Here is a 19,540-nt window from a genome sequence, read left to right as displayed (position 1 = left end):
ATCGTGCACACCTACATCGGTGACCTGGTGGTCACCCTGGTCGCCCCGGACGGCAGCACCTACACGCTGCACAACCGGACCGGCGGCAGCACCGACAACATCAACCAGACGTACACCGTGAACCTCTCCAGCGAGGTCCGCAACGGCACCTGGACCCTCCGGGTACAGGACGCAGCCGCCGGTGACGTCGGGTACATCGACAACTGGACGCTGGCCCTCTAGTCGTCCAGCCTCTAGCGGACGCGCCGCATCTGCGAGAGGTTAGGAAGGGCCCCTTCTACAACCGAAAACGATAAAGAGCGTCCGGCAGTAGGGCGGTGGTGGCCGCAGCCCCGCCAGTCCTACTGCCGGGCGCTCTGGAGGGGCCCTTCCTTACAGGAGGTCGGTGGTGGCTGACCGGTGGCTCGCGCTGGAACACGGGGCTGACCCGGCGGAACGGATCGCGCAGGTGGGTGCGGCGTACGAGACGTTCCTCCGGGAGGGCACCGCACCGGACCCGGTGCGTGAGGTGGTGGCCCGGTCGTGGCGGCGCGCGGTCGGCGCCCGGCTCGACCCGGAGACCATGCCTCCGGTCGAGCTGACCGACGACGCGCTGGACAGCTACCGGGCCTCCCACCCGCTGGCCCGGGTACTGCCCCTGTTCCGGGACCTGCTCGGCAGCGTCGCCGAGGACGGGGCCCACCTGATGGCGGTCTGCGACGCGTACGGGCGGCTGCTCTGGGTGGAGGGACACCCGGGGGTGCTACGGCGGGCCGAGCAGATGAACTTCGTGCCCGGGGCCCGCTGGGACGAGACCCACGCCGGCACCAACGCACCGGGTACCGCGCTCGCCGTCGACCACGGCGTGCAGATCTTCGCCACCGAACACTTCAGCCGGCCGGTGCAGCGCTGGACCTGCGCCGCCGCGCCGATCCACGACCCGCTTTCCGGGCGGCTGCTCGGCGCCGTCGACATCACCGGCGGGGACCAGCTCGCCAACCCGCAGAGCCTGGCCCTGGTCCGGGCCACCGCCCGGGCCGCCGAGGCGTACCTGGCCGGACCGGTCGACCCGGACGTGCTGATGGTCGGCGCGCTCGGCCGGGACGAGGCGGAGCTGCGGATCGCCGGCCGCCGCGTCCGGCTCGGCCGCCGGCACAGTGAGCTGCTGGTACTGCTGCTGGACCATCCGGAGGGCCGCACCGGGGAGCAGCTCGGGCTGGACCTCTACGGCGACGACCGGGTACACCCGGTCACCCTGCGCGCCGAACTGTCCCGGCTGCGCCGGATCCTCGGCCCGGAGCTGCTCGACTCCCGCCCCTACCGGCTGCGCGGCACGGTGCGCGCGGACTTCCGCACCGTGCTGGACCGGCTGGAGCTGGGCGATCCGGCGGGCGCGCTCGGGGCGTACCCGGGTCCGTTGCTGCCCGGCTCGGACGCGCCGGGCGTGGCGCGACTGCGCCGGCTGGTCGACGGGCAGCTACGCGCGGCCGTGCTGGCCGGCGCGGACCCGGCGTTGCTCGCGGCCTGGACCGCGACGCCGACCGGCGCCGACGACCTCGCCGCCTGGGAGGCCCTGGCGCGGGCCCTGCCGCCGGGCGCGCCCCGCCGGCCGCTCGCCGTCGCGCGGGTCCGCCAGCTCACCCAGGAGTACGCGGTACCGCGCGCAACCTTTTCGCAACGTCCCGGAAACTAGCGTGACCGCCGTCACCTCACCAACGACGGCGGAGGCAAGCCATGACGCGTTACTCGGCACCCGAGGTCTACCAGTCCCGCTACGACCATTTCATCGGCGGTGAGTACGTCAAGCCGCACCACGGCCGGTACTTCGAGAACGTCACCCCGGTCACCGGCCAGCCGTTCTGCGAGGTGGCCCGGGGTACCGCCGAGGACGTCGAGCGGGCGTTGGACGCGGCGCACGGCGCCGCCGATTCCTGGGGGCGTACCCCGGTAGCCGAGCGGGCGCTCATCCTGAACCGGATCGCCGACCGGATGGAGGAGCACCTGGAGTCCCTCGCGGTCGCCGAGACCTGGGAGAACGGCAAGCCGGTACGGGAGACCCTGGCCGCCGACATCCCGCTGGCCATCGACCACTTCCGGTACTTCGCGGGGGCGATCCGGGCCCAGGAGGGCTCGCTCGGCGAGTTGGACGACGACACGGTCGCCTACCACTTCCACGAGCCGCTCGGCGTGGTCGCCCAGATCATCCCGTGGAACTTCCCGATCCTGATGGCCACCTGGAAGCTCGCCCCCGCGCTGGCCGCCGGGAACGCGGTGGTACTCAAACCGGCCGAGCAGACCCCGGCCTCGATCCACTACTGGCTCTCCCTGGTGGCCGACCTGCTGCCGCCGGGCGTGGTCAACATCGTCAACGGGTTCGGGGTGGAGGCCGGCAAGCCGCTCGCCTCGTCGCCCCGGGTGGCCAAGGTGGCGTTCACCGGCGAGACCACCACCGGGCGACTGATCATGCAGTACGCCAGCGAGAACATCAGACCGGTCACGCTGGAACTGGGTGGCAAGAGCCCGAACATCTTTTTCGACGACGTCAGCGCGGCCCGGGACGACTTCTTTGACAAGGCGCTGGAGGGCTTCACCATGTTCGCCCTCAACCAGGGCGAGGTCTGTACCTGCCCGTCCCGGGCGCTGATCCAGCAGGGCCACTACGCCGACTTCCTGGCCGCTGCGGTGGACCGGACGAAGGCCGTGGTGCAGGGGCACCCGCTGGACACCGACACGATGATCGGCGCGCAGGCCTCCAACGACCAGTTGGAGAAGATCCTGTCCTACCTGGACATCGGTCGCCAGGAGGGCGCGAAGGTGCTGACCGGCGGCGAGCGCGCCGACCTGGGCGGCGAACTCTCCGGCGGGTACTACGTCCAACCGACCATCTTCGAGGGCGACAACTCGATGCGGATCTTCCAGGAGGAGATCTTCGGTCCGGTGGTCTCAGTGACCTCGTTCGCAGATCTCTCCGACGCCGTCAAGATCGCCAACGACACGCTGTACGGGCTGGGCGCCGGTGTCTGGACCCGGGACATGAACACCGCGTACCGGGCGGGGCGGGCGATCCAGGCCGGGCGGGTCTGGACCAACTGCTACCACGCGTACCCGGCGCACGCCGCGTTCGGCGGGTACAAGCAGTCCGGCATCGGCCGGGAGAACCACAAGATGATGCTGGAGCACTACCAGCAGACCAAGAACCTGCTGGTCAGCTACTCCCCCAAGAAGCTCGGCTTCTTCTGATGGCGGCACCCGTCGCAGCCGTCTCGGTGACGCCTGCGGCGGCCGGGTTGATCCGGTCGCTGCGGGCGGCACACGGGCCGCTGATGTTCCACCAGTCGGGTGGCTGCTGTGACGGCAGCGCACCGATGTGCTTCCCGGCCGGCGAGTTCCGTACCGGCGCCTCGGACGTGCTGCTCGCCGCCCTGGACATCGACGGGGTACCGGAGCCGGTGGAGTTCTGGATGTCGGCGGCCCAGTGGGAGTTGTGGCGGCACACCCGGTTGACCATCGACGTGGTCCCCGGCCGGGGCAGCGGCTTCTCCCTGGAGGCCCCGGAGGGCGTCCGTTTCCTGATCCGCTCCCACCTCGCCGACGGGTAAGGAAGCGCCTGCGCGGAGGGGCCGGGGGCCAGCGGATTCGTGCAGGTACGTGCGGCAGACAGCCGGCTCGATGACGACGGTCACCGGGTGGCCGGCATAAGCCACCCACGCAGGGCGAGGCGACTGTCACTCACCTCGTCTCGGCCAGGTAGGGCCAGCGACAATCAGTCCTCGACCGTTCGGCGCGAGGCAAGCGGATGCCAGAAACGGTGGCGGCTCCCGGGGGTGCATGTTGCCCGGAAGGCGTGATACCTGAGAGTCATCATGATGACTCTCAGGTATCACGCTAAACCGGCTGTTGGCCTCGGCTTCCCGGGCGGTTCGCAGACACTCCACATCGACCGTCGGCAGACCATCGTGCCCTGCCCATGGCCCACCTGCTGATCACCCGGGCAACCGACCACCTGGGTCGTCCCGCCAGGCACCGCCGACTGATCAGCCGACCGCCGCGCCGCTCCTCGCCGATGCTGCGCGTGCCGGCACCCTCGTCTCAGCCCTGCCGCCGGGCCGGTCGTGACGTGCCGGGACGCCTTCACCCGGGCTCGGCAACAGGGACAGGTCAGGGACCGTGTCAGGCAGTCGCCCGCAGCCAGCCGCAGGGATCAACAACCAGGCCTTCTTTCTAAACATTGATAAATTTGATTACAGTAAATCATCTATCGCATTAGCATTAATTTGAGAATGCGATTGATCGAATGCGGCAAACGGGGGGAGTTGATCCACGCCGCCGTTTCCGATCCTGGGATACCCAGCATGGCACCGGATCCGCAGCTCACAGCGGCGACCCAGCGCCCGGATCGACCCTACGCCCACCACGCCAACCGAGCCAGAAACTGCGCCGCTGCACCGTGACCAGCGCCACGAGCGTCGATCGACATCATGCCCGGAGGTATATTCCCGTGCCCACCCTCGCCGTTGTCGGACTCGGTTACGTCGGCCTGCCCATCGCCGTCGAGGCGCACCGCGCCGGGCTTTCGGTACACGGCTACGACACCAGTCAGGCGGTCGTCGACGGGCTCCGTGCCGGCCGGTCCCATGTCGGGGACATCTCCGACGACGACGTGGCCGCACTGCTCGCCGCCGGCTTCGCGCCGAGCACCGACGAGACCGTCCTCGACGGCGCCGACATCGTCACGGTCTGCGTCGCCACCCCGCTGACCGTGCAGGGTGTGCCCGACCTCGGCGACGTGCGGACGGCCGCCAGGACGGTCGGCCGGCACCTGTCCCGGGGCAGCCTGGTGGTGCTCGAATCGACGACCTACCCCGGTACCACCGACGGCGTCTTCGCCCCGATCATCGCCGAGGCGTCCGGGCTCAAACCCGGGGTTGACTTCCACGTCGCGTTCTCCCCGGAGCGCATCGACACCGGCAATCCCGCCTACAACCTGCGCAACACCCCGAAGGTGGTCGGTGGGCTGACCGAGGCGTGCTCGGTCGTGGCGACGGAGTTCTACCGCCGTCTCTGCGACGAGGTGGTCGTCGCGACATCCAGCCGGGAGGCCGAGATGTCCAAGCTGATCGAGAACACCTACCGGTTCGTCAATATCGCCCTGGTCAACGAGTTCGCCACCGCGGCCAGCGCCCTCGGCGTCGATCTCTGGAACGCCATCGGGTGCGCCGCCTCCAAGCCCTTCGGTTTCCAGGCGTTCTATCCCGGACCGGGCCTTGGCGGTCACTGCATCCCGAGCGATCCGGTGTACCTGGCCTACCAGAGCCGCTCCGTGGGACGCCCGCTGCAACTGGTGGAGATGGCCCGGACCGTCAACGACGGGATGCCGGCGCACGTGGTCGCCCGGACCCGGCAGCTCCTGCACGAGGCCGGCCGGACCACCGAGGGCGCCCGCGTGCTGCTCGCCGGCGTCTCCTACAAGCGGGACAGCGCCGACGTGACCATCACCCCGGCCGAGCCGATCGCCCGGCTGCTGCGGGCCGCCGGGGCGACGGTCTGCTACAGCGACCCGCAGGTACCGGCCTGGTCGGTCGACGGCGAGCCGGTCCCGTACGAGCCGGACCTGGGTGCGGCCGCCGGGCGGGCCGACCTCACCATCCTGCTCCAGGACCACAGCGGATTCGACCTCGACGCCCTGCCGTCGCAGGCCCGGCTCCTGCTGGACACGCGTGGTCGGCTCCGGCACGCCCACGTACCCACGCTCTGGTGACGGTCCACCCGACCGGTCCCAGTCAACGGCACACCACCCATCCACGGGACAAGCCCACGGGGAGGAAACAACATGCGCGCAGTCGTCACCGGTGGCAGCGGATTCCTGGGTAGCACCATCGCCCGGTATCTCCTCGAAGAGGGACACGAGGTCACCATCCTCGACCGGGTCACCCCCGGCACGAAGGGGCTCCCGGTGGACGCGCCCTTCGTGCAGGGCGACATCCGGGACCGGGACCTGCTCGACCGGGTCTTCCAGGGGGCCGACGAGGTCTACCACCTCGCCGGGGTCCTGGGCACCGCCGAACTCCAGGAGAGTGTCCGGGACGCGGTCGACATCAACGTCTCCGGCACGGTGAACGTCTTCGAGGCGGCCACCGCGCTGGGGGTTCCCCGACTCTTCTACCCCGGCAAGCCCAACGTCTGGCTCAACACGTACACCATCACCAAGGACGCTGCCGAGCAGTTCGGCCGGATGTTCAACGGCTCCGGAGGCACCCGGATCTGTTCCCTGCGGTACTTCAACGCGTACGGCCCGGGCCAGTCCCTGCTTCCCATCCGCAAGATCATCCCGGCGTTCGCGGTACAGGCCGTCCGGGGGCTGCCGCTGGAGGTCTTCGGCGACGGGGAGCAGATCGTCGACATGATCTACTCGTACGACATCGCCGCGCTCACCGTGCGGTTCACCCGGACCGAACGGACCGACGTCGTCCCGGACTGCGGTACCGGGGTACAGATGAGCGTCAACGACGTGGCCCGGTCGGTCAACGAGTACTTCGGCAACCAGGCCGGCATCCGGCACCTGCCGATGCGGCCCGGGGAGACGCCGAACACCGTCCTGACCGCGGACACCACCGCCCTCACCGGGATCCTCGGTGACCTCGCGGTCGCACCGTACGAGTCGTCGCTGGCGTCGACCCTCGACTGGTACGCCAAGCTCCCGCCGGAGCTGCACGACAAGACGATCGCCTTCTACGGCTGGGCCTGACATGCCGGTCCCCCCGACCGCACGACGGGTCCTGGTCACCGGCGGCGCCGGGTTCATCGGGTCGAACCTGGTGCACCGGCTGGACCGGGCCGGCTGGCACACGGTGGTGCTGGACGACTTCTCCACCGGTCGGCCGGAGAACCTGGCCGGCAGCCGCGCCGAGGTGATCAACGGCTCCGTCGGCGACCCCGCCGCGCTGGCCCGCGCCCTCGACGGTGTCAGCGCGGCGGTGCACCTGGCCGCCGAGACGTCCGTACTCCGGTCGATGGCCGAACCGATCGGTTGCCACGACCGCAACGTGACCGCCAGCCTCCACCTGCTGGAGGAGGCCTGCCGCCGGGACGTGCACGTGGTGCTCGCCTCCTCGGCGGCGGTGTACGGCGACCGGGAACAGCTACCGCTCCGGGAGGACTCGCCCACCACGCCGGTGAGCCCGTACGGTGCGAGCAAACTGGCGATGGAGCAGTACGGGAACCTCTACGCCACCACCTTCCGCACCCGGGTACTGACGTTGCGGTTCTTCAACGTCTTCGGCCCCCACCAGGACGCACACGGCGCCTGTCCGGTGGTGCCCCGGTTCGTGCAGGCGGTCCTCCGGGGTGAACCGGTGACGATGTTCGGCACCGGCAAGCAGTCCCGGGACTTCGTACCGGTGTCGTTCGTGACCCGGGTCATCCACCGGGCGATCGAGGAGGGACTGACCGCGCCGGGGCCGGTCAACGTGGGTTCGGGCACGGCCACCCCCATCCACCGGCTCGCCGAACTGGTACAGGAGGTGACCGGCCGCGCGGTGCCGGTCGTGCACCTACCCGAACGCCCGGGTGAGATCCACGAGTCGTACGCGGACGTGTCCCTGCTGCACCGGCTGCTCCCGGGGCTCGCCCGGATCTCCCTGCGCCGCGAACTCCAGGCCACGACGAGATGGCTGGACGCGCAGTCCCGGAGGTCCCCCGCCCTCTCCTGCCACCCGTAGGCCCGACCCGCCACGAGGAGGACCAGTTGAAGATCACCGTGGTCGTCGGAATCCGCCCGCACTTCCCGAAGCTGGCCGCGCTCTACCCGGCACTGACCGCCCACCACCAGGTCGAGATCATCCACACCGGACAGCACTTCGACCATGCCCTCTCCGGTGGACTGCTCGACGAGTTCGGACTCCCCCGCCCGGCCCACCAGTTCGCCATCGGCGGGGGCGGCCACGCCGAACAGACGGCCCGGGGCCTGTTGGCCCTGGACCCGGTGCTGGGGGCCGCGCCGCCGGACCTGGTCCTGGTCATCGGGGACGGGAACAGCACCCTGGTCGGCGCGTTGGCGGCGGCGAAGCGGAGCATCCCGGTGGCCCACGTCGAGGCCGGGCTGCGCAGCCACGAGCCGGACCTGCCGGAGGAGGTGAACCGGCGGATCATCGACGCCGTCACCAGCCTGCACCTCTGCCCCACCGAACAGGCGGTACGCACCCTCGACGGGGAGGGCGTGCGGGGTTCGGCGTTCTTCGTGGGTGACCTGCTGCTGGACACCCTCGACCAGCGTCGGGAGGCGGTGGCGGAGCGCCTGGCGGCCTGGCGGTCGGCGCTACCGGAACTCAAGGAGGCCGCACTGGTCACCTTCCACCGCAGCGGCACCCTCCGGGACCCGGCGGCCCTGGCCGACGTGGTGGACGGCGTACGACGGATGCCGTGCCCGGTGGTCTGCGTGCTGCACCCCGGCACGGAGAAGGCGTTGACCGCGACCGGGCTCATCGGCGCCCTACGCGCCGCCGACCACGTCCGGCTGCTGCCGGCCCAGCCGCACACCGACCTGCTCGCCCTGACCGCAGGGGTCGACCGGGTGTTCACCGACTCCAACGGGGTACAGCGGGAGGCGCTCTTCCTCGGCACGCCCTGCTTCATCCTGCGCCCCGCCACGGAGTACCCGGAGACCCTGGAGTTCGGTGCCGGCGAGCTGGTCGGTACGGACCCGGAGCGGATCGTGGCCGCCGCGCGGACCGTGCTGCGGCCGGTGGATCCGGTACGGCTCCGGTCCGCGTTCGGCGACGGTCGGGCCGCAGCCCGGATCGCGGACGCGGTGACGACCTGGGCCGCGACCCGGAAGCCGGCCCGATGACCCTGCACCCGCGGGCGCGGGCCGCCGTGGCCGGGCGGCACCGGACCGTCCTGTCGGACCGTACCCTCGCCCGGGTCCGCCGCGAGGTGGACGGGGTGACCGCGACGGTGGCCGGTCCGGCGCCACCGGTGCCGGTGACCGAGGTGGACGCCGGTGGCGTACCCGGCCGGCTCTACCTGCCGCAGCCGGCCGGGTCGGCGCCGTTGCCCGTCCTGGTCTATCTGCACGGCGGCGGGTGGACCACGGGCAGTGCGGCCGGGTGGGACACCCCCTGCCGACGGATCGCCCTGGTCTCCGGGTGGGCGGTGCTGTCCCTGGACTACCGGCTGGCGCCGGAGCACCCGTACCCGGCAGCCGTGGACGACGTCGACGCGGCGCTGGCCTGGCTGCGTGGCCCGGCGGCCCGGTACGGGGTCGACTGCGGGCAGGTGGCGGTCGGCGGTGACAGCGCCGGGGCGTACCTCGCCACCGTGGCCGCCCGGCGGGCCCGTGACCGCGACGCCCCGCTGGTCTGCCAGATCCTGGTGTACCCGGCACTCGACCCCGGGATGTCGTCACCGTCGTACACCACGATGGACCGGTACATGTTAGACAGGACGGAGATGGAGTACTTCTGGACTTCCTTCCTCCCCGGGCCGGTGGACCGTACCGACCCGGCGGTGGCGCCGATGCGGGCGGACCTCACCGGACTCCCCCCGGCTCTGGTGCTCACCGCCGAGTACGACGTGCTCCGCGACGAGGGCGAGTCCTACGCCATGCTGCTGGCCGAGGCCGGTGTCCCGGTCACCGCCACCCGGTACTGCGGGATGGTGCACGGCTTCTTCCGGCGGTCCGCCCTCTACGACGCGGCGGCCGGCGCGGCCGACCAGGTGGGCGGTTTCCTCCGCGGTTGGTCCACCGTGCCCTCGGTACCCGCGACCGTGCCCCCGGGTCCCGCGACCGATCCGGTCCCGGCGACCGTGCCCACCCGCTCCGCACTCCATCGGAAAGGTGCCCCGTGATGGCCAGCCGGAACCTCGACACCCCATCGGCACCGGCCGCGATCCGGCGTTGGGTCGACATCCAGCCCGACGCGCCGGCCCTGGTGCACGGCGGAGGCACGGTCAGCTACGCCGAGCTGTGGTCGGCGGCCCGGGGCTGGGCGGGCGCGTTGCGTCCACTGCTGACCGGTACCGCCGGCACCGGGGCCCGGCCCACCGGTCCATCCGATCCCGGTCCGGCCCCGGTGGTGGGGGTGCTCGCCGACCGGGGGCCGCTCGTCCCGACCGGGCAACTCGCCGCCTGGCTCGCCGGTGCCGGCTATCTGCCGCTGGATCCGGCGGTACCGCCCGGCCGGCTGGCCTCGGTCATCGCCCGGGCCGACTGCCGGGTCGTCATCACCACCGACGCCCTGCGTACCCTGCTGCCGCCCGGCGTGACCGCGCTGACCGCACCGGCTGACCCGGTCGGTTCTGTCGACCCGGTCGACCTGGTTCCGGCCGACGCCGCCGGTCTGGCCTACGTCATCTACACCTCCGGCTCGACGGGCGAACCCAAGGGGGTCGAGGTCGGACACCACAGCCTCGCCCTGCTGCTGCGGTGGTACCGGGACTTCTTCCAGCTCGGCCCGGGCGGCCGGACGTCGATGCTCTGCAACCTGGGCTTCGACGGTCTCGTGGTGGATGTCTGGGGTGCGCTCTACGCCGGTGCCGCCGTGGCGATACCCGAGCAGTCCGTGGTCACCAGCCCGGAACGGATCGCCGGTTTCCTGGCCGACTACGGGGTCACCCACACCAACATGCCCACCCCGATGCTGGAACGGTTCCTCGGTGCCGGCCAGCGCCCCGGCCGGGTACGCACCGTGGAAACCGGCGGGGATCTGCTCCGTACCTGGCCCGGGCCGGACTTCCCGGCTCCGGTGTTCAACACCTACGGCCCGACCGAGGGCACGGTCCAGGTGACCGCCGGCGGGGATCTGCGTACCGTCGTCGACCGGGAACGGCTGCCCACCCTGGGCCGTCCGCTACCGGACGCCGAGGTGTACCTGGTCGGCCCGGACGGCAGCGTCGTCACCACCCCGGGCGACGAGGGTGAGGTGGTCATCGGTGGTCCGATGCTGGCCCTGGGGTACCGGGGCGACGCCGAGCTGACCGCCCGGGTGTTCCGCGCCGACGGCCCAGGCGGCGGGCGGGTCTACCACACCGGGGACATCTGCCGCTGGACCGAGGACGGCGAGCTGGAGTTCCTCGGCCGCCGCGACCAGCAGATCAAGATCCGGGGGTACCGGGTGGAACTGGGCGAGATAGAACAGCGCATCCTGCGGTACCCCGGGGTCCGGATGGTGGCGGTGGTGCCCGCCGGGGACGGTCGCCTCGCCGCCTGGGCCGAGGGTGACGGGGACCCGGCGGCGATCCTCGCCGATCTCGGCACGGTCCTGCCCGACTACATGGTGCCGGAGCGACTGGTCTTCGTGTCCGGGCTACCGGTGACCAGCAACGGCAAGGTCGACCGCCGGAAGCTGGCGGTGACCACGGCGACCGCGACCACCGCCGGTTGAGACGGGGACCGGATGGACACCGGCACCGGAGCACGGGGGCGCCTGGCCCGTACCGTCGAGGCACTGGGTCTGCCGCACGACCGGCAGGCCCTCCGGTACGGGGTGGGCGCGCTGATCAACGCCGTCGGCACCGGGCTGTTCTACCCGTTCTCCCTGCTCTACTTCCACGACCGGCTCGACATGCCGCTCGGGTTGATCGGCATCGCCCTGAGCATCGCGACAGCGGCCAGCCTGATCGGGGTGGCCGGAGCCGGGCGGTTGGTGGACCGGCTCGGTGCCCGGCCGGTCCTGGTGGCGGCCTCGGTGCTGCGTGGCGGCGCGTACCTCGGTTTCGTCTTCGTCGCGTCGCTCCCCGCCTTCGTGGTCTGCGCCCTCATCGACGCGCTCTGCATGCGGGTCGGCCAGCTCGCCGAACAGGCCGCGATCGCCGAGACGGCGGAGCCCCGCGAGCAGAGCCGTTGGTACGCGCTCTCCCGCACCACGCTCAACGCCGGCATCGGTGGCGGCGCCCTGCTCGCCGGTCTCCTGGTCAGCACCACCGACACCTACCTCCCCCTGCTCATCGGCAACGCGGTCAGCTTCTTCGTGGCCGCGGTCCTCTACGCCGGCCTCCGGTCGCGGACGGTGGTCGGGACCGAGCCACCCGGGCGGCTCACCGGATCGGCTCTCCGGGACCGGCTCTTCCTGCTGGTCGCCGGCGCGAACGCGGTGCTCTGGCTCTGTGCGCTGATGGTCGACATCGGTCTGCCGGTCTTCCTGGTCGAGTTCGCCGATGCCCCGGCCTGGCTGGTCGGCCTAGTCTTCGGCCTGAACACCGCTCTGGTCATCCTGATCGAGCTACCGCTCACCAAGCGCACCAACCACCGGCCCCGGCTGACCGTGGTGGCCTGGGGCGCGTTGTGCCATCTGGTGGCGTTCGCCCTGCTGCTCCCGCTGCTCGCGGTGGAGACCACGCTGCTGGTGACCCTACTGGTGGTCGGTATCGTGGCGTTGACCCTCGGTGAGGTGCTGACCGCGGTGGCCGCCACCGTGGCCATAACCGCCCTGGCACCCGCCGCCCGCCGGGGCGGCTACCTCGCCGTCAGCCACCTGATGATGGGGTTGGCCAGTGCCGGCGCACCGATGCTGATCACCGGCACCCTGGCGGTGTCCCCGCTGCTGACCTGGATCGTGGCGGGCGTGCTCTCGGCGCTGGTGGCGGCGGCGATGTTCGCCGTCTCCCGCCGGGTCCAGCACCGTATCGACACAGCCGGTCCCGGGCCGGCCCAGCCGGCAGACGGGCCGACGCAGCCGGCAGACGGGCCGGGCGCCGCCCCCGCCGTCCCTGACGACGCCCCGGCCCAGGCGGCTCCACGATGACCGGACCGTTGCGGGTGACCACGCTGGACCCGCTCCCGGACCGGGCGGACTGGGACAGGCTGCGGGACGGGGGCAGCTACTACTCCGCCCTTCCCTGGTTACGGTGCAGTTCCCGGATGACCGGTGGCCCGGTGGGCGCGGTAGAGGTCCGGGAGGGTGACCGGGTGGTGGCCGTCGCCCCGTACTGGATCACGACCGGGCGGGAGAATCCGTGGCGTACCCCGACGAAGGTGCTGGCACCGGTCGCCCTGTCCGGCGACCGGTTCCTGATCGCCGGCACCAGCACCGGATACGTGAGCGAGGTGCCGGCCGTCGACGCGGAGTACCGACGCCGGGCCGTCCCGCTGATCATCGACGCGCTGCAAAAGCAGGCCGCTGACCACGGAGTGGACGGCTGCCTGGCGCTCTACGCCCGGACGGAGCTGGTTGAGGAGTACCGCCGGATCCTGCCCGACCGGACACCGGTGCTGCTGGACGCCGAGGCGGTCCAGCCGGTACCGGCCACCTTCGACGCGTACCCGGCCGGGGTGTCCGCTGCGCGGCGTCGCCGGGTCCGGGCCGAGTGGCGGCGGTTCGAGCAGGCCGGGTACGCACTCGGCGTGGAACGGCTCGCGGACTGCCGGGACGAGTTCGTCCCGCTGTACCGGCAGTTGGAACGCCGGCACGGCACCGAACTGGATACCGACGAGCTGCACCGGGTCCTCAGCGAGATGGCGCGGACCTGCGGGGACGCGGATCGGGTCTTCACCGCGCGCCGTGCCGGGCGACTGGTCGCGGCCTGTCTCTGCTATGTCGACGGGCGACAACTGATCGCCCGGATGTTCGCTGTCGACTACTCCGCCACCGCAGACGCGTTCGAGTACTTCGGTGTCACGTACTACCTTCCCATGCGGTACGCCATCGCCCACGGCTACCGGTGGCTGAGCCTCGGCACCGGCACCTTCGGCCCGAAGCTCGCCCGTGGCGCGGTGCTGCATCCGCTCTGGGCGGTGGACCTCAGCCCCACTCCGCTCTGGGCCGGCGGCGCGGCGTCCGCCGAGAACCTGCGCCGGCTCGACGACTACGACGTACGCCCGACGCAGTGGGCGGATCCGCCCCGGTGGCAGTCCTGACCGAAGTCGGGACTCGTCGTGGGAGCTTCCCGACCACGGTCACGGGGTCCACCGCACCGCCCAGCCCAGGTCGGTCCGCGCGGGTGGGGCGAGCAGGCGGTCCGGGCCGAAGAGCAGCGCCGCCGCGACCACCTGGCCCAACGCCGTCCGCTCGTGCGCCCGGAGCCGGGCCAGGTGCTCGCCGGTCAGTTCGGGATGGGAGATCCCGTGTACGACGGCACCGGGCAGGACCAGGCCGGCGAGGTACCGTACCCGTGGCTCGTGGTAGTCCGAGGTGACCAGGACCGTCGAGCGGATCCGGTGCCGGGTGGTCACCTCCCGGAGCAGGAGCAGATCCTCATAGGTGTGCCGGCTGTCCAGACAGGCCAGCACCGGCACCCCGAGCAGGTCACGACGGGCAAGATGGTCCCGGCAGTACACCCAGTGCGGTTGTCCGGTCGGGTTGAAGTGCCGGCCGGTGCCTCCGGTCAGCACCAGCGCGGCGCCGGTCCGCCCGGCGAGGACGGCCGCGTGGGTCGTCCGGCCGGCAGCCATGACACTCAGGTTGCCCCGGACATCGTTGGGTGCCCCGAGCACTGCCACCACGTCGGGTCCGGCCGGTACCCCGGGCTGCCCGGGAGGGGTCCCCTGGTGGAGTGCGGCCGTGGCGACCGGGTTCAGATCGGCCCAGGCTCCCCCGATGATCCGTACCCGGCCGGACATCACCGCCTGGCTGCCGGTGAGCAGTCCGCCCCGGACCTCCTCGACCGTGGCCGTGTCCAGTTCCAACGTCAGCCCGCCCGCCGCCGGATCGTCGGCGTCCAGCGCTACCTGTGCAGCCGGGTCCAGGGTGGCCGGTCCAGCGTCCGCGCGCACCAGGAAGCGCTGCGACCGACCCGCAGCCGGGTCGACCACGGTCACCCGGACGACGGGTGCCGACTCCACCGCAGTACCTACCGACCCGTCGAGCACATCACTCACCCCTGCAGTACTCACCCCTGAAGTCATACACGCCAACCAGCCGCCCAACCCGTCGATCATGGAGTTATGGTGGGAGATTTTTGGTGATTCAACCCTTACGTGGGGCACCACAACTCCATGATCGGCCCGCGCAGGTCAGGGGTGAAGCAGGGCGGCGACCGTCTGCACGACATGACCGGGCCGGCGGTAGAGATCCCGGTCGGTGAAGTACCGGACCGCCCACCCCTGCGCGGCCAGCCAGTTCATCCGCGTCCGGTCGTGTCGCAGCCGGTCCCGGTCGAGATGGCTGACGCCGTCGTACTCGATGCCGACCCGGCGTTTCCGGTAACCCAGGTCCAGGCGGTACAACGGGATCCCGGCCTCGTCCGGCACCCAGATCTGTGGCTCTGGCACCGGCAGTCCGCCATCGATGAGGACCAGTCGCAGTTGGCTCTCCTGGCGGCACTCCGGCCTCGGATCCGCGATCCGCACCAACTGCCGTGCCTGGCAGACCCCGCGCAACCGGGCGTGCCGGAACGTCTCGGCGGTCAACTCCGCCGGACGGCAGGCGCCGACCCGCAGCGCGAGATCCAGCATTGGCAGGGCCGCCATCCGGGGCAGTAGCCGGGCAAGGTCGACGGCACAGCGCGCCGCCGGGGCGCACGGCACCCCGGCCAGCAGCACCGGGTCGTGCACCGGGAGCACGGACTCGTGCCACGGATCTGCGGCACCACCGTACCGGCCGGCGTGATCACGTGGATCTGGTCGCTCGGGCCCGCATCGAATCCGTGCAGCTCGGCACCGGTGTGGAATCCGGCGACGGTGCCCTCGGGCAACCGCAGGAACATTGCTCTGAGCAGGTCGACGTCGTCGGCCACCGGCCCGTAGACACCCCGGGTCACCCGGTGGAGCTTCCGGGACAGGGTGCTGCGCCGGACCGCCTCCCGGGACCGTCCTCGGGCCAACAGGTCGGCGTAGCGGTACAGATCGTCGGTCATGCCGATCGACGATCGTCACCACGGCGGCTGCCCGCGACACCGTCCGCTCAGCCTGTGGAAATCCGGTCGCCCTGTGGACAAAGCCCTGATCAACCTGGCTTCTGGTATGCCGCAGCCACCCCGCTCGCGTTGATCATGGAGTTGTGGTGCCCCGCATAAGGTTCATAACGCCAGCAATCCCCCACCACAAGTCCATGATCGACGGGGGGTCCGTGTCATTGTTCGCGGATCCCCCACGGTGCGCCGTACGCGGTCAGCAGATCGAGGAAGGGACGCGGCGGCAGCGCCTCCGGGCCGAGCACCCCGACGCCGGACCAGACCCCGGTGGCGAGCAGTTCCAGGGCCACGATCGGGTTGACCGCGGTCTGCCAGACCACCGCCTGGTGGCCGTACTCGCGCATCGACCACTCGTTGTCGACCACGTGGTAGAGGTACACCTCGCGGGGCCGGCCGTCGGTGCCGGTTCCGGTGACGAGCGTGCCGGCGCAGGTCTTGCCGCGCATCCGGTCGCCGAGGGTGGCCGGGTCGGGCAGGGCGGCGGCGACCACGTCACGCGGGGAGACGGTGACGCCCCGGACCTGTACCGAGTCGACCGCGTCGAGGCCGAGTTTGTGCAGGGTCTTGAGCACCTCGATGAACTCGTCGCCGAGGCCGTACTTGAAGGTGACCCGCTTCGCCGGAACCCAGCGCGGGATGAGCAGCACCTCCTCGTGTTCCACGTTGACGCACTCGACCGGGCCGATGCCCGCCGGGAAGTCGAAGACCTCCGGCTCGCTGAACGGTTCGGTGGTGTACCAGCCCCGGTCGGCCTCCCAGATCACCGGCGGGTTCAGGCACTCCTCGATGGTGGTCCAGATGGAGAACGAGGGTGCGAAGTCGTACCCGTCGACGGTCAGGTTGGCGCCGTCGCGTACCCCGATCTCGTCGATCGACGAGAAGAGTTCGTCGGCGGCGTACCGGGCGAAGATGTCGGAGAGTCCCGGTTCGACGCCGATGCCGACCAGGGCGAGCCGGCCGGCCCCGGTCCAGGCGGCGGCGGCGGCGAACTGCTCGTCGCCGAGCTTGACGCCGGTCTCGGAGTAGGGCCGGGTCGGGTGCGGGCGGGACAGCGACATGGCCATGTCGAGGTAGTCGGCCCCGGCGGCCAGCGCACCGTCGAAGATCGGCATGACGAACCGGGGATCGACCGCGTTGAGCACATGGGTGATCCGGTGGGCGCGGCAGAGGGCGGTGACCGCGTCGGCGGCGGAGGCGTCGAGTTGTGCGGGGATGAAGCGGTCGCCGTGGCCGGCCACCGCACGGCGGGCGCGGTCGAGGTCGTAGTCGGCGACCACCATGGTGTCGAAGAAGGCGCGGCGGGCGGCGATGGCGACAGCGGCCGAGCCGACCCCGCCCGCGCCGACGAGCAGGATGCGCATCAGGAATCAAACCCCAAACCGAGACGGTCGAGCGTACGGAGCCAGATGTTGCGCTGCCCGGCGTGCGCGTCGGCGCGGGCCAGGGACCAACGGGTCAGGTTGATGCCGGCGGCCCGGATCGGCTCCGGCGGGAACGGCAGCGGTGTCGACCGGACCAGGTCGAGTCCGGTCAGCGGGGTGGGTTCGCCGGTGAGCAGGTCGAGCATCACCCGGGCGGCGAACCGGGTGGTGCCGACGCCGAGCCCGGTGAAGCCCGCCGCGTAGGCCAGCCGCCCGTCGTGGGCGGTGCCGAAGAACGGGCAGAACCGGGTGCAGGTGTCGACCACCCCACCCCAACGGTGGGTGAATCGTACGTCGGTGAGCTGCGGGAACGTGGTGAAGAAATGTTCGGCGAGGGCGGTGAAGGTGGCCTGCCGCTGCTCCAGTGCCGGGGTCATCCGGTTGCCGAAGTGGTAGACCGCGTCGTACCCGCCGAAGAGGATCCGGCCGTCGGTGGTGATCCGGTAGTAGTGGAACTGGTTGCCGGTGTCGGCGAGCCCCTGCCGGTGGTGCCAGCCGATCTCCGCCCGCTGGGCGGCGGTCAGCGGCTCGGTCATCAGCGCGTAGTCGTAGACCGGTACGACGAAGTGCCGCAGCCGGCGCAGCAGGGGCGGGAAGGCATTGGTGGCGAGGACGACCCGGCGGGCGTCGATAGTCCCCGGGGCGCCGTCCCGACCGCCGGTGGTGGCCGCCCGCAGGCCGGGGCCGTGCCGGTGCAGGCCGGTGACCCGGGTGTGTTCGTGGACGCGTACCCCGAGCTGCTGGGCGGCCCGGCGTAGGCCCCAGGCCAGCCGGGCCGGGTCGAGCATCGCCACCCGGTCCCGGTCCCACATGCCGGCCAGGTAGGTCGGCGAGTTGACCTCGGCGCGCACCTGGTCGGTGTCGAGCAGGGTCACGTCGTGGCCGTACTCGCGGGCCAGGGCGGCGTCGGCGACCAGCCCGTCGACCTGGTACGGCTCGACCGCCACGGCCAGCTCACCGGTGCGTTCGAAGTCGCAGTCGATGCCGTACCGGTCGATGGTGTCCGCGATGGCGGTGAGGTTGTCCCGGCCGAGTCGTTCCAGTTCGGCGATCTCCCCGGGGAACCGGTCGACCCCGTTGGCCAGGCCGTGGGTGAGGGAGGCGGCGCAGAATCCGCCGTTGCGTCCGGAGGCGGCCCAGCCGCAGGTGCCCGCCTCGACCAGCAGGACGTCCCGGTGCGGGTCGTCCTGTTTGGCGAGCAGGGCGGCCCAGAGGCCGGTGTAGCCGCCACCGATGATCAGCAGGTCGGTGGAGGTGGTGCCGGTGAGCGGGGGCAGCGGGTCGGGACGCTCGGGGCGGTCGAGCCAGTACGGGCGGGGTGCGGCGTCGGCGAGTGCGCGGTGGGCGGCCCGGCGGGGATCCGGTCGGGCCGCCCCGGCATGGTCGGATTGGCTCATGGCCGGCCGCCCCGCGGTCGGCGGACCGGGTCGCCCGACGGCCGGCGGACCGAACCGCCCAGCGGTCGGCGGCGGCGGACCGAGCTGGCCAGCACCAGCAGCAGGGCGATCACGAACATCGCCGTGCCGATCACGTTGACCTGGGGCGGGATGCCCCGCTGGTTGGCTCCCCAGACGTACATCGGGAAGGTGACCGTGGTCCCGGAGTTGAAGTTGGTGATGATGAAGTCGTCGAAGGAGAGGGAGAAGGCCAGCAGCGCGGCGGCGACGATGCCGGGGAGCACCAACGGGAGGGTGACCAGCCGGAACGTCTGCCACGGGGTGGCGTAGAGGTCCATCGCGGCCTCCTCCAGGCGCCGGTCCATGCCGGCGAGCCGGGCCTTGACGGTGACCACCACGAACGACACGCAGAACATCACGTGCGCGATGACGATGGTCCAGAAGCCCTGCGGTACCCCGGCGGCGACGAAGAGGGCGAGCAGCGAGGTGCCCATCACCAGTTCGGGGGTGGCCATCGGCAGGAAGATCAGCAGGTTGATCGCGGAGCGGCCCCGGAACCGGTGCCGGACCAGGGCGAACGCCATCAGCGTACCGAGGACGGTGGCGACCACGGTGGCGATGAAACCGATTTGGGCGCTGCGCACCACCGCGTCGCACATGTCGGCGGTGGCGCACGGGTTGCGCCAGTTGTCCAGGGTGAACTCGTTGAAGTCGTAGGACAGCCGGCTGGACGGGCGGTTGAACGACAGCGCGGCCACCACGGCGATCGGCAGGAAAAGGTAGCCGAGGACGAGCAGCGCGACCACCATCACCCAGTGCCGGGCGAGCCAGCGCCACACACCGCGTGTCATCAGCGCCACCTTCCGTTCGCGACTGCGGGGCTCCGCTCCGCTGCAC

General features: G+C 71.4%; 17 protein-coding genes. 12 read left to right on the top strand and 5 right to left on the bottom strand.

Annotated elements, in window-relative coordinates; all coding sequences use genetic code 11:
• From V6U90_RS21395 to V6U90_RS21340, 12 genes are all read left to right on the top strand, one after another.
• Nucleotides 1-222: proprotein convertase P-domain-containing protein (locus V6U90_RS21395; protein ID WP_334439462.1), on the top strand; the 222-nt coding region annotated here is incomplete at its 5' end.
• Between the two features lie 166 nt (nt 223-388).
• A complete protein-coding gene (locus V6U90_RS21390) occupies nt 389-1,672 on the top strand; it encodes a GAF domain-containing protein (RefSeq protein WP_334439460.1) in 1,284 nt (427 codons plus the stop codon).
• A gap of 41 nt (nt 1,673-1,713) precedes the next feature.
• Nucleotides 1,714-3,219, top strand: coding sequence for an aldehyde dehydrogenase (gene adh, locus V6U90_RS21385; protein ID WP_334439457.1), 1,506 nt, complete (start codon nt 1,714-1,716; stop codon nt 3,217-3,219).
• A complete protein-coding gene (locus V6U90_RS21380) occupies nt 3,219-3,578 on the top strand; it encodes a DUF779 domain-containing protein (RefSeq protein WP_334439454.1) in 360 nt (119 codons plus the stop codon). The genes adh and V6U90_RS21380 overlap by 1 nt, the downstream gene beginning before the upstream one ends.
• An 899-nt stretch (nt 3,579-4,477) precedes the next feature.
• Entirely contained in the window at nt 4,478-5,737 is a 1,260-nt protein-coding gene (locus V6U90_RS21375) for a nucleotide sugar dehydrogenase (protein ID WP_334439451.1), read from the top strand.
• A 72-nt stretch (nt 5,738-5,809) separates the two neighbouring features.
• Entirely contained in the window at nt 5,810-6,724 is a 915-nt protein-coding gene (locus tag V6U90_RS21370; protein WP_334439448.1) for an NAD-dependent epimerase/dehydratase family protein, read from the top strand.
• Nucleotide 6,725: 1 nt separating this feature from the next.
• Nucleotides 6,726-7,697 (top strand): NAD-dependent epimerase/dehydratase family protein, encoded by a 972-nt coding sequence (locus V6U90_RS21365; RefSeq protein WP_334439445.1) that lies wholly within the window; start codon nt 6,726-6,728, stop codon nt 7,695-7,697.
• 26 nt (nt 7,698-7,723) lie between these two features.
• Nucleotides 7,724-8,824 (top strand): non-hydrolyzing UDP-N-acetylglucosamine 2-epimerase, encoded by a 1,101-nt coding sequence (wecB, locus tag V6U90_RS21360; protein ID WP_334439442.1) that lies wholly within the window; start codon nt 7,724-7,726, stop codon nt 8,822-8,824.
• Nucleotides 8,821-9,825, top strand: coding sequence for an alpha/beta hydrolase (locus V6U90_RS21355; RefSeq protein WP_334439439.1), 1,005 nt, complete (start codon nt 8,821-8,823; stop codon nt 9,823-9,825). Before wecB ends, V6U90_RS21355 begins: the two co-directional genes overlap by 4 nt.
• Nucleotides 9,825-11,360, top strand: a complete 1,536-nt coding sequence (locus V6U90_RS21350; protein ID WP_334439436.1) for an amino acid adenylation domain-containing protein — start codon at nt 9,825-9,827, stop codon at nt 11,358-11,360. Before V6U90_RS21355 ends, V6U90_RS21350 begins: the two co-directional genes overlap by 1 nt.
• A gap of 12 nt (nt 11,361-11,372) precedes the next feature.
• Entirely contained in the window at nt 11,373-12,719 is a 1,347-nt protein-coding gene (locus tag V6U90_RS21345; RefSeq protein ID WP_334439434.1) for an MFS transporter, read from the top strand.
• Nucleotides 12,716-13,831, top strand: coding sequence for a GNAT family N-acetyltransferase (locus tag V6U90_RS21340; RefSeq protein ID WP_334439431.1), 1,116 nt, complete (start codon nt 12,716-12,718; stop codon nt 13,829-13,831). The genes V6U90_RS21345 and V6U90_RS21340 overlap by 4 nt, the downstream gene beginning before the upstream one ends.
• Before the next feature lie 39 nt (nt 13,832-13,870).
• Here the strand turns inward: V6U90_RS21340 and V6U90_RS21335 are convergent, their stop codons facing one another.
• The 5 genes from V6U90_RS21335 to V6U90_RS21315 all read right to left on the bottom strand — a co-directional run bounded on the left by V6U90_RS21335 (nt 13,871) and on the right by V6U90_RS21315 (nt 19,494).
• Nucleotides 13,871-14,755 (bottom strand): YdcF family protein, encoded by an 885-nt coding sequence (locus V6U90_RS21335; protein ID WP_334439428.1) that lies wholly within the window; start codon nt 14,753-14,755, stop codon nt 13,871-13,873.
• A gap of 171 nt (nt 14,756-14,926) precedes the next feature.
• The gene (locus V6U90_RS21330) at nt 14,927-15,475 is read right to left on the bottom strand and encodes an endonuclease domain-containing protein (protein WP_334439425.1); all 549 of its coding nucleotides are present in this window, start codon (nt 15,473-15,475) and stop codon (nt 14,927-14,929) included.
• Between the two features lie 508 nt (nt 15,476-15,983).
• The gene (locus V6U90_RS21325) at nt 15,984-17,186 is read right to left on the bottom strand and encodes a saccharopine dehydrogenase family protein (RefSeq protein WP_334439422.1); all 1,203 of its coding nucleotides are present in this window, start codon (nt 17,184-17,186) and stop codon (nt 15,984-15,986) included.
• The gene (locus tag V6U90_RS21320) at nt 17,186-18,643 is read right to left on the bottom strand and encodes an NAD(P)/FAD-dependent oxidoreductase (RefSeq protein ID WP_334439419.1); all 1,458 of its coding nucleotides are present in this window, start codon (nt 18,641-18,643) and stop codon (nt 17,186-17,188) included. Before V6U90_RS21320 ends, V6U90_RS21325 begins: the two co-directional genes overlap by 1 nt.
• Nucleotides 18,640-19,494: an ABC transporter permease gene (locus tag V6U90_RS21315; protein ID WP_334439416.1), complete on the bottom strand. Its 855-nt coding sequence runs from the start codon at nt 19,492-19,494 to the stop codon at nt 18,640-18,642. Before V6U90_RS21315 ends, V6U90_RS21320 begins: the two co-directional genes overlap by 4 nt.
• Nucleotides 19,495-19,540 lie beyond the last annotated feature (46 nt).

Origin of the sequence: Micromonospora sp. CPCC 206060 (genome assembly GCF_036906895.1) — a bacterium.
In the GTDB taxonomy this organism is placed as follows: Bacteria; Actinomycetota; Actinomycetes; order Mycobacteriales; family Micromonosporaceae; genus Micromonospora.
Note: the sequence above shows the minus strand (reverse complement) of the source record. Positions and strands in the feature narration are given on the sequence as shown.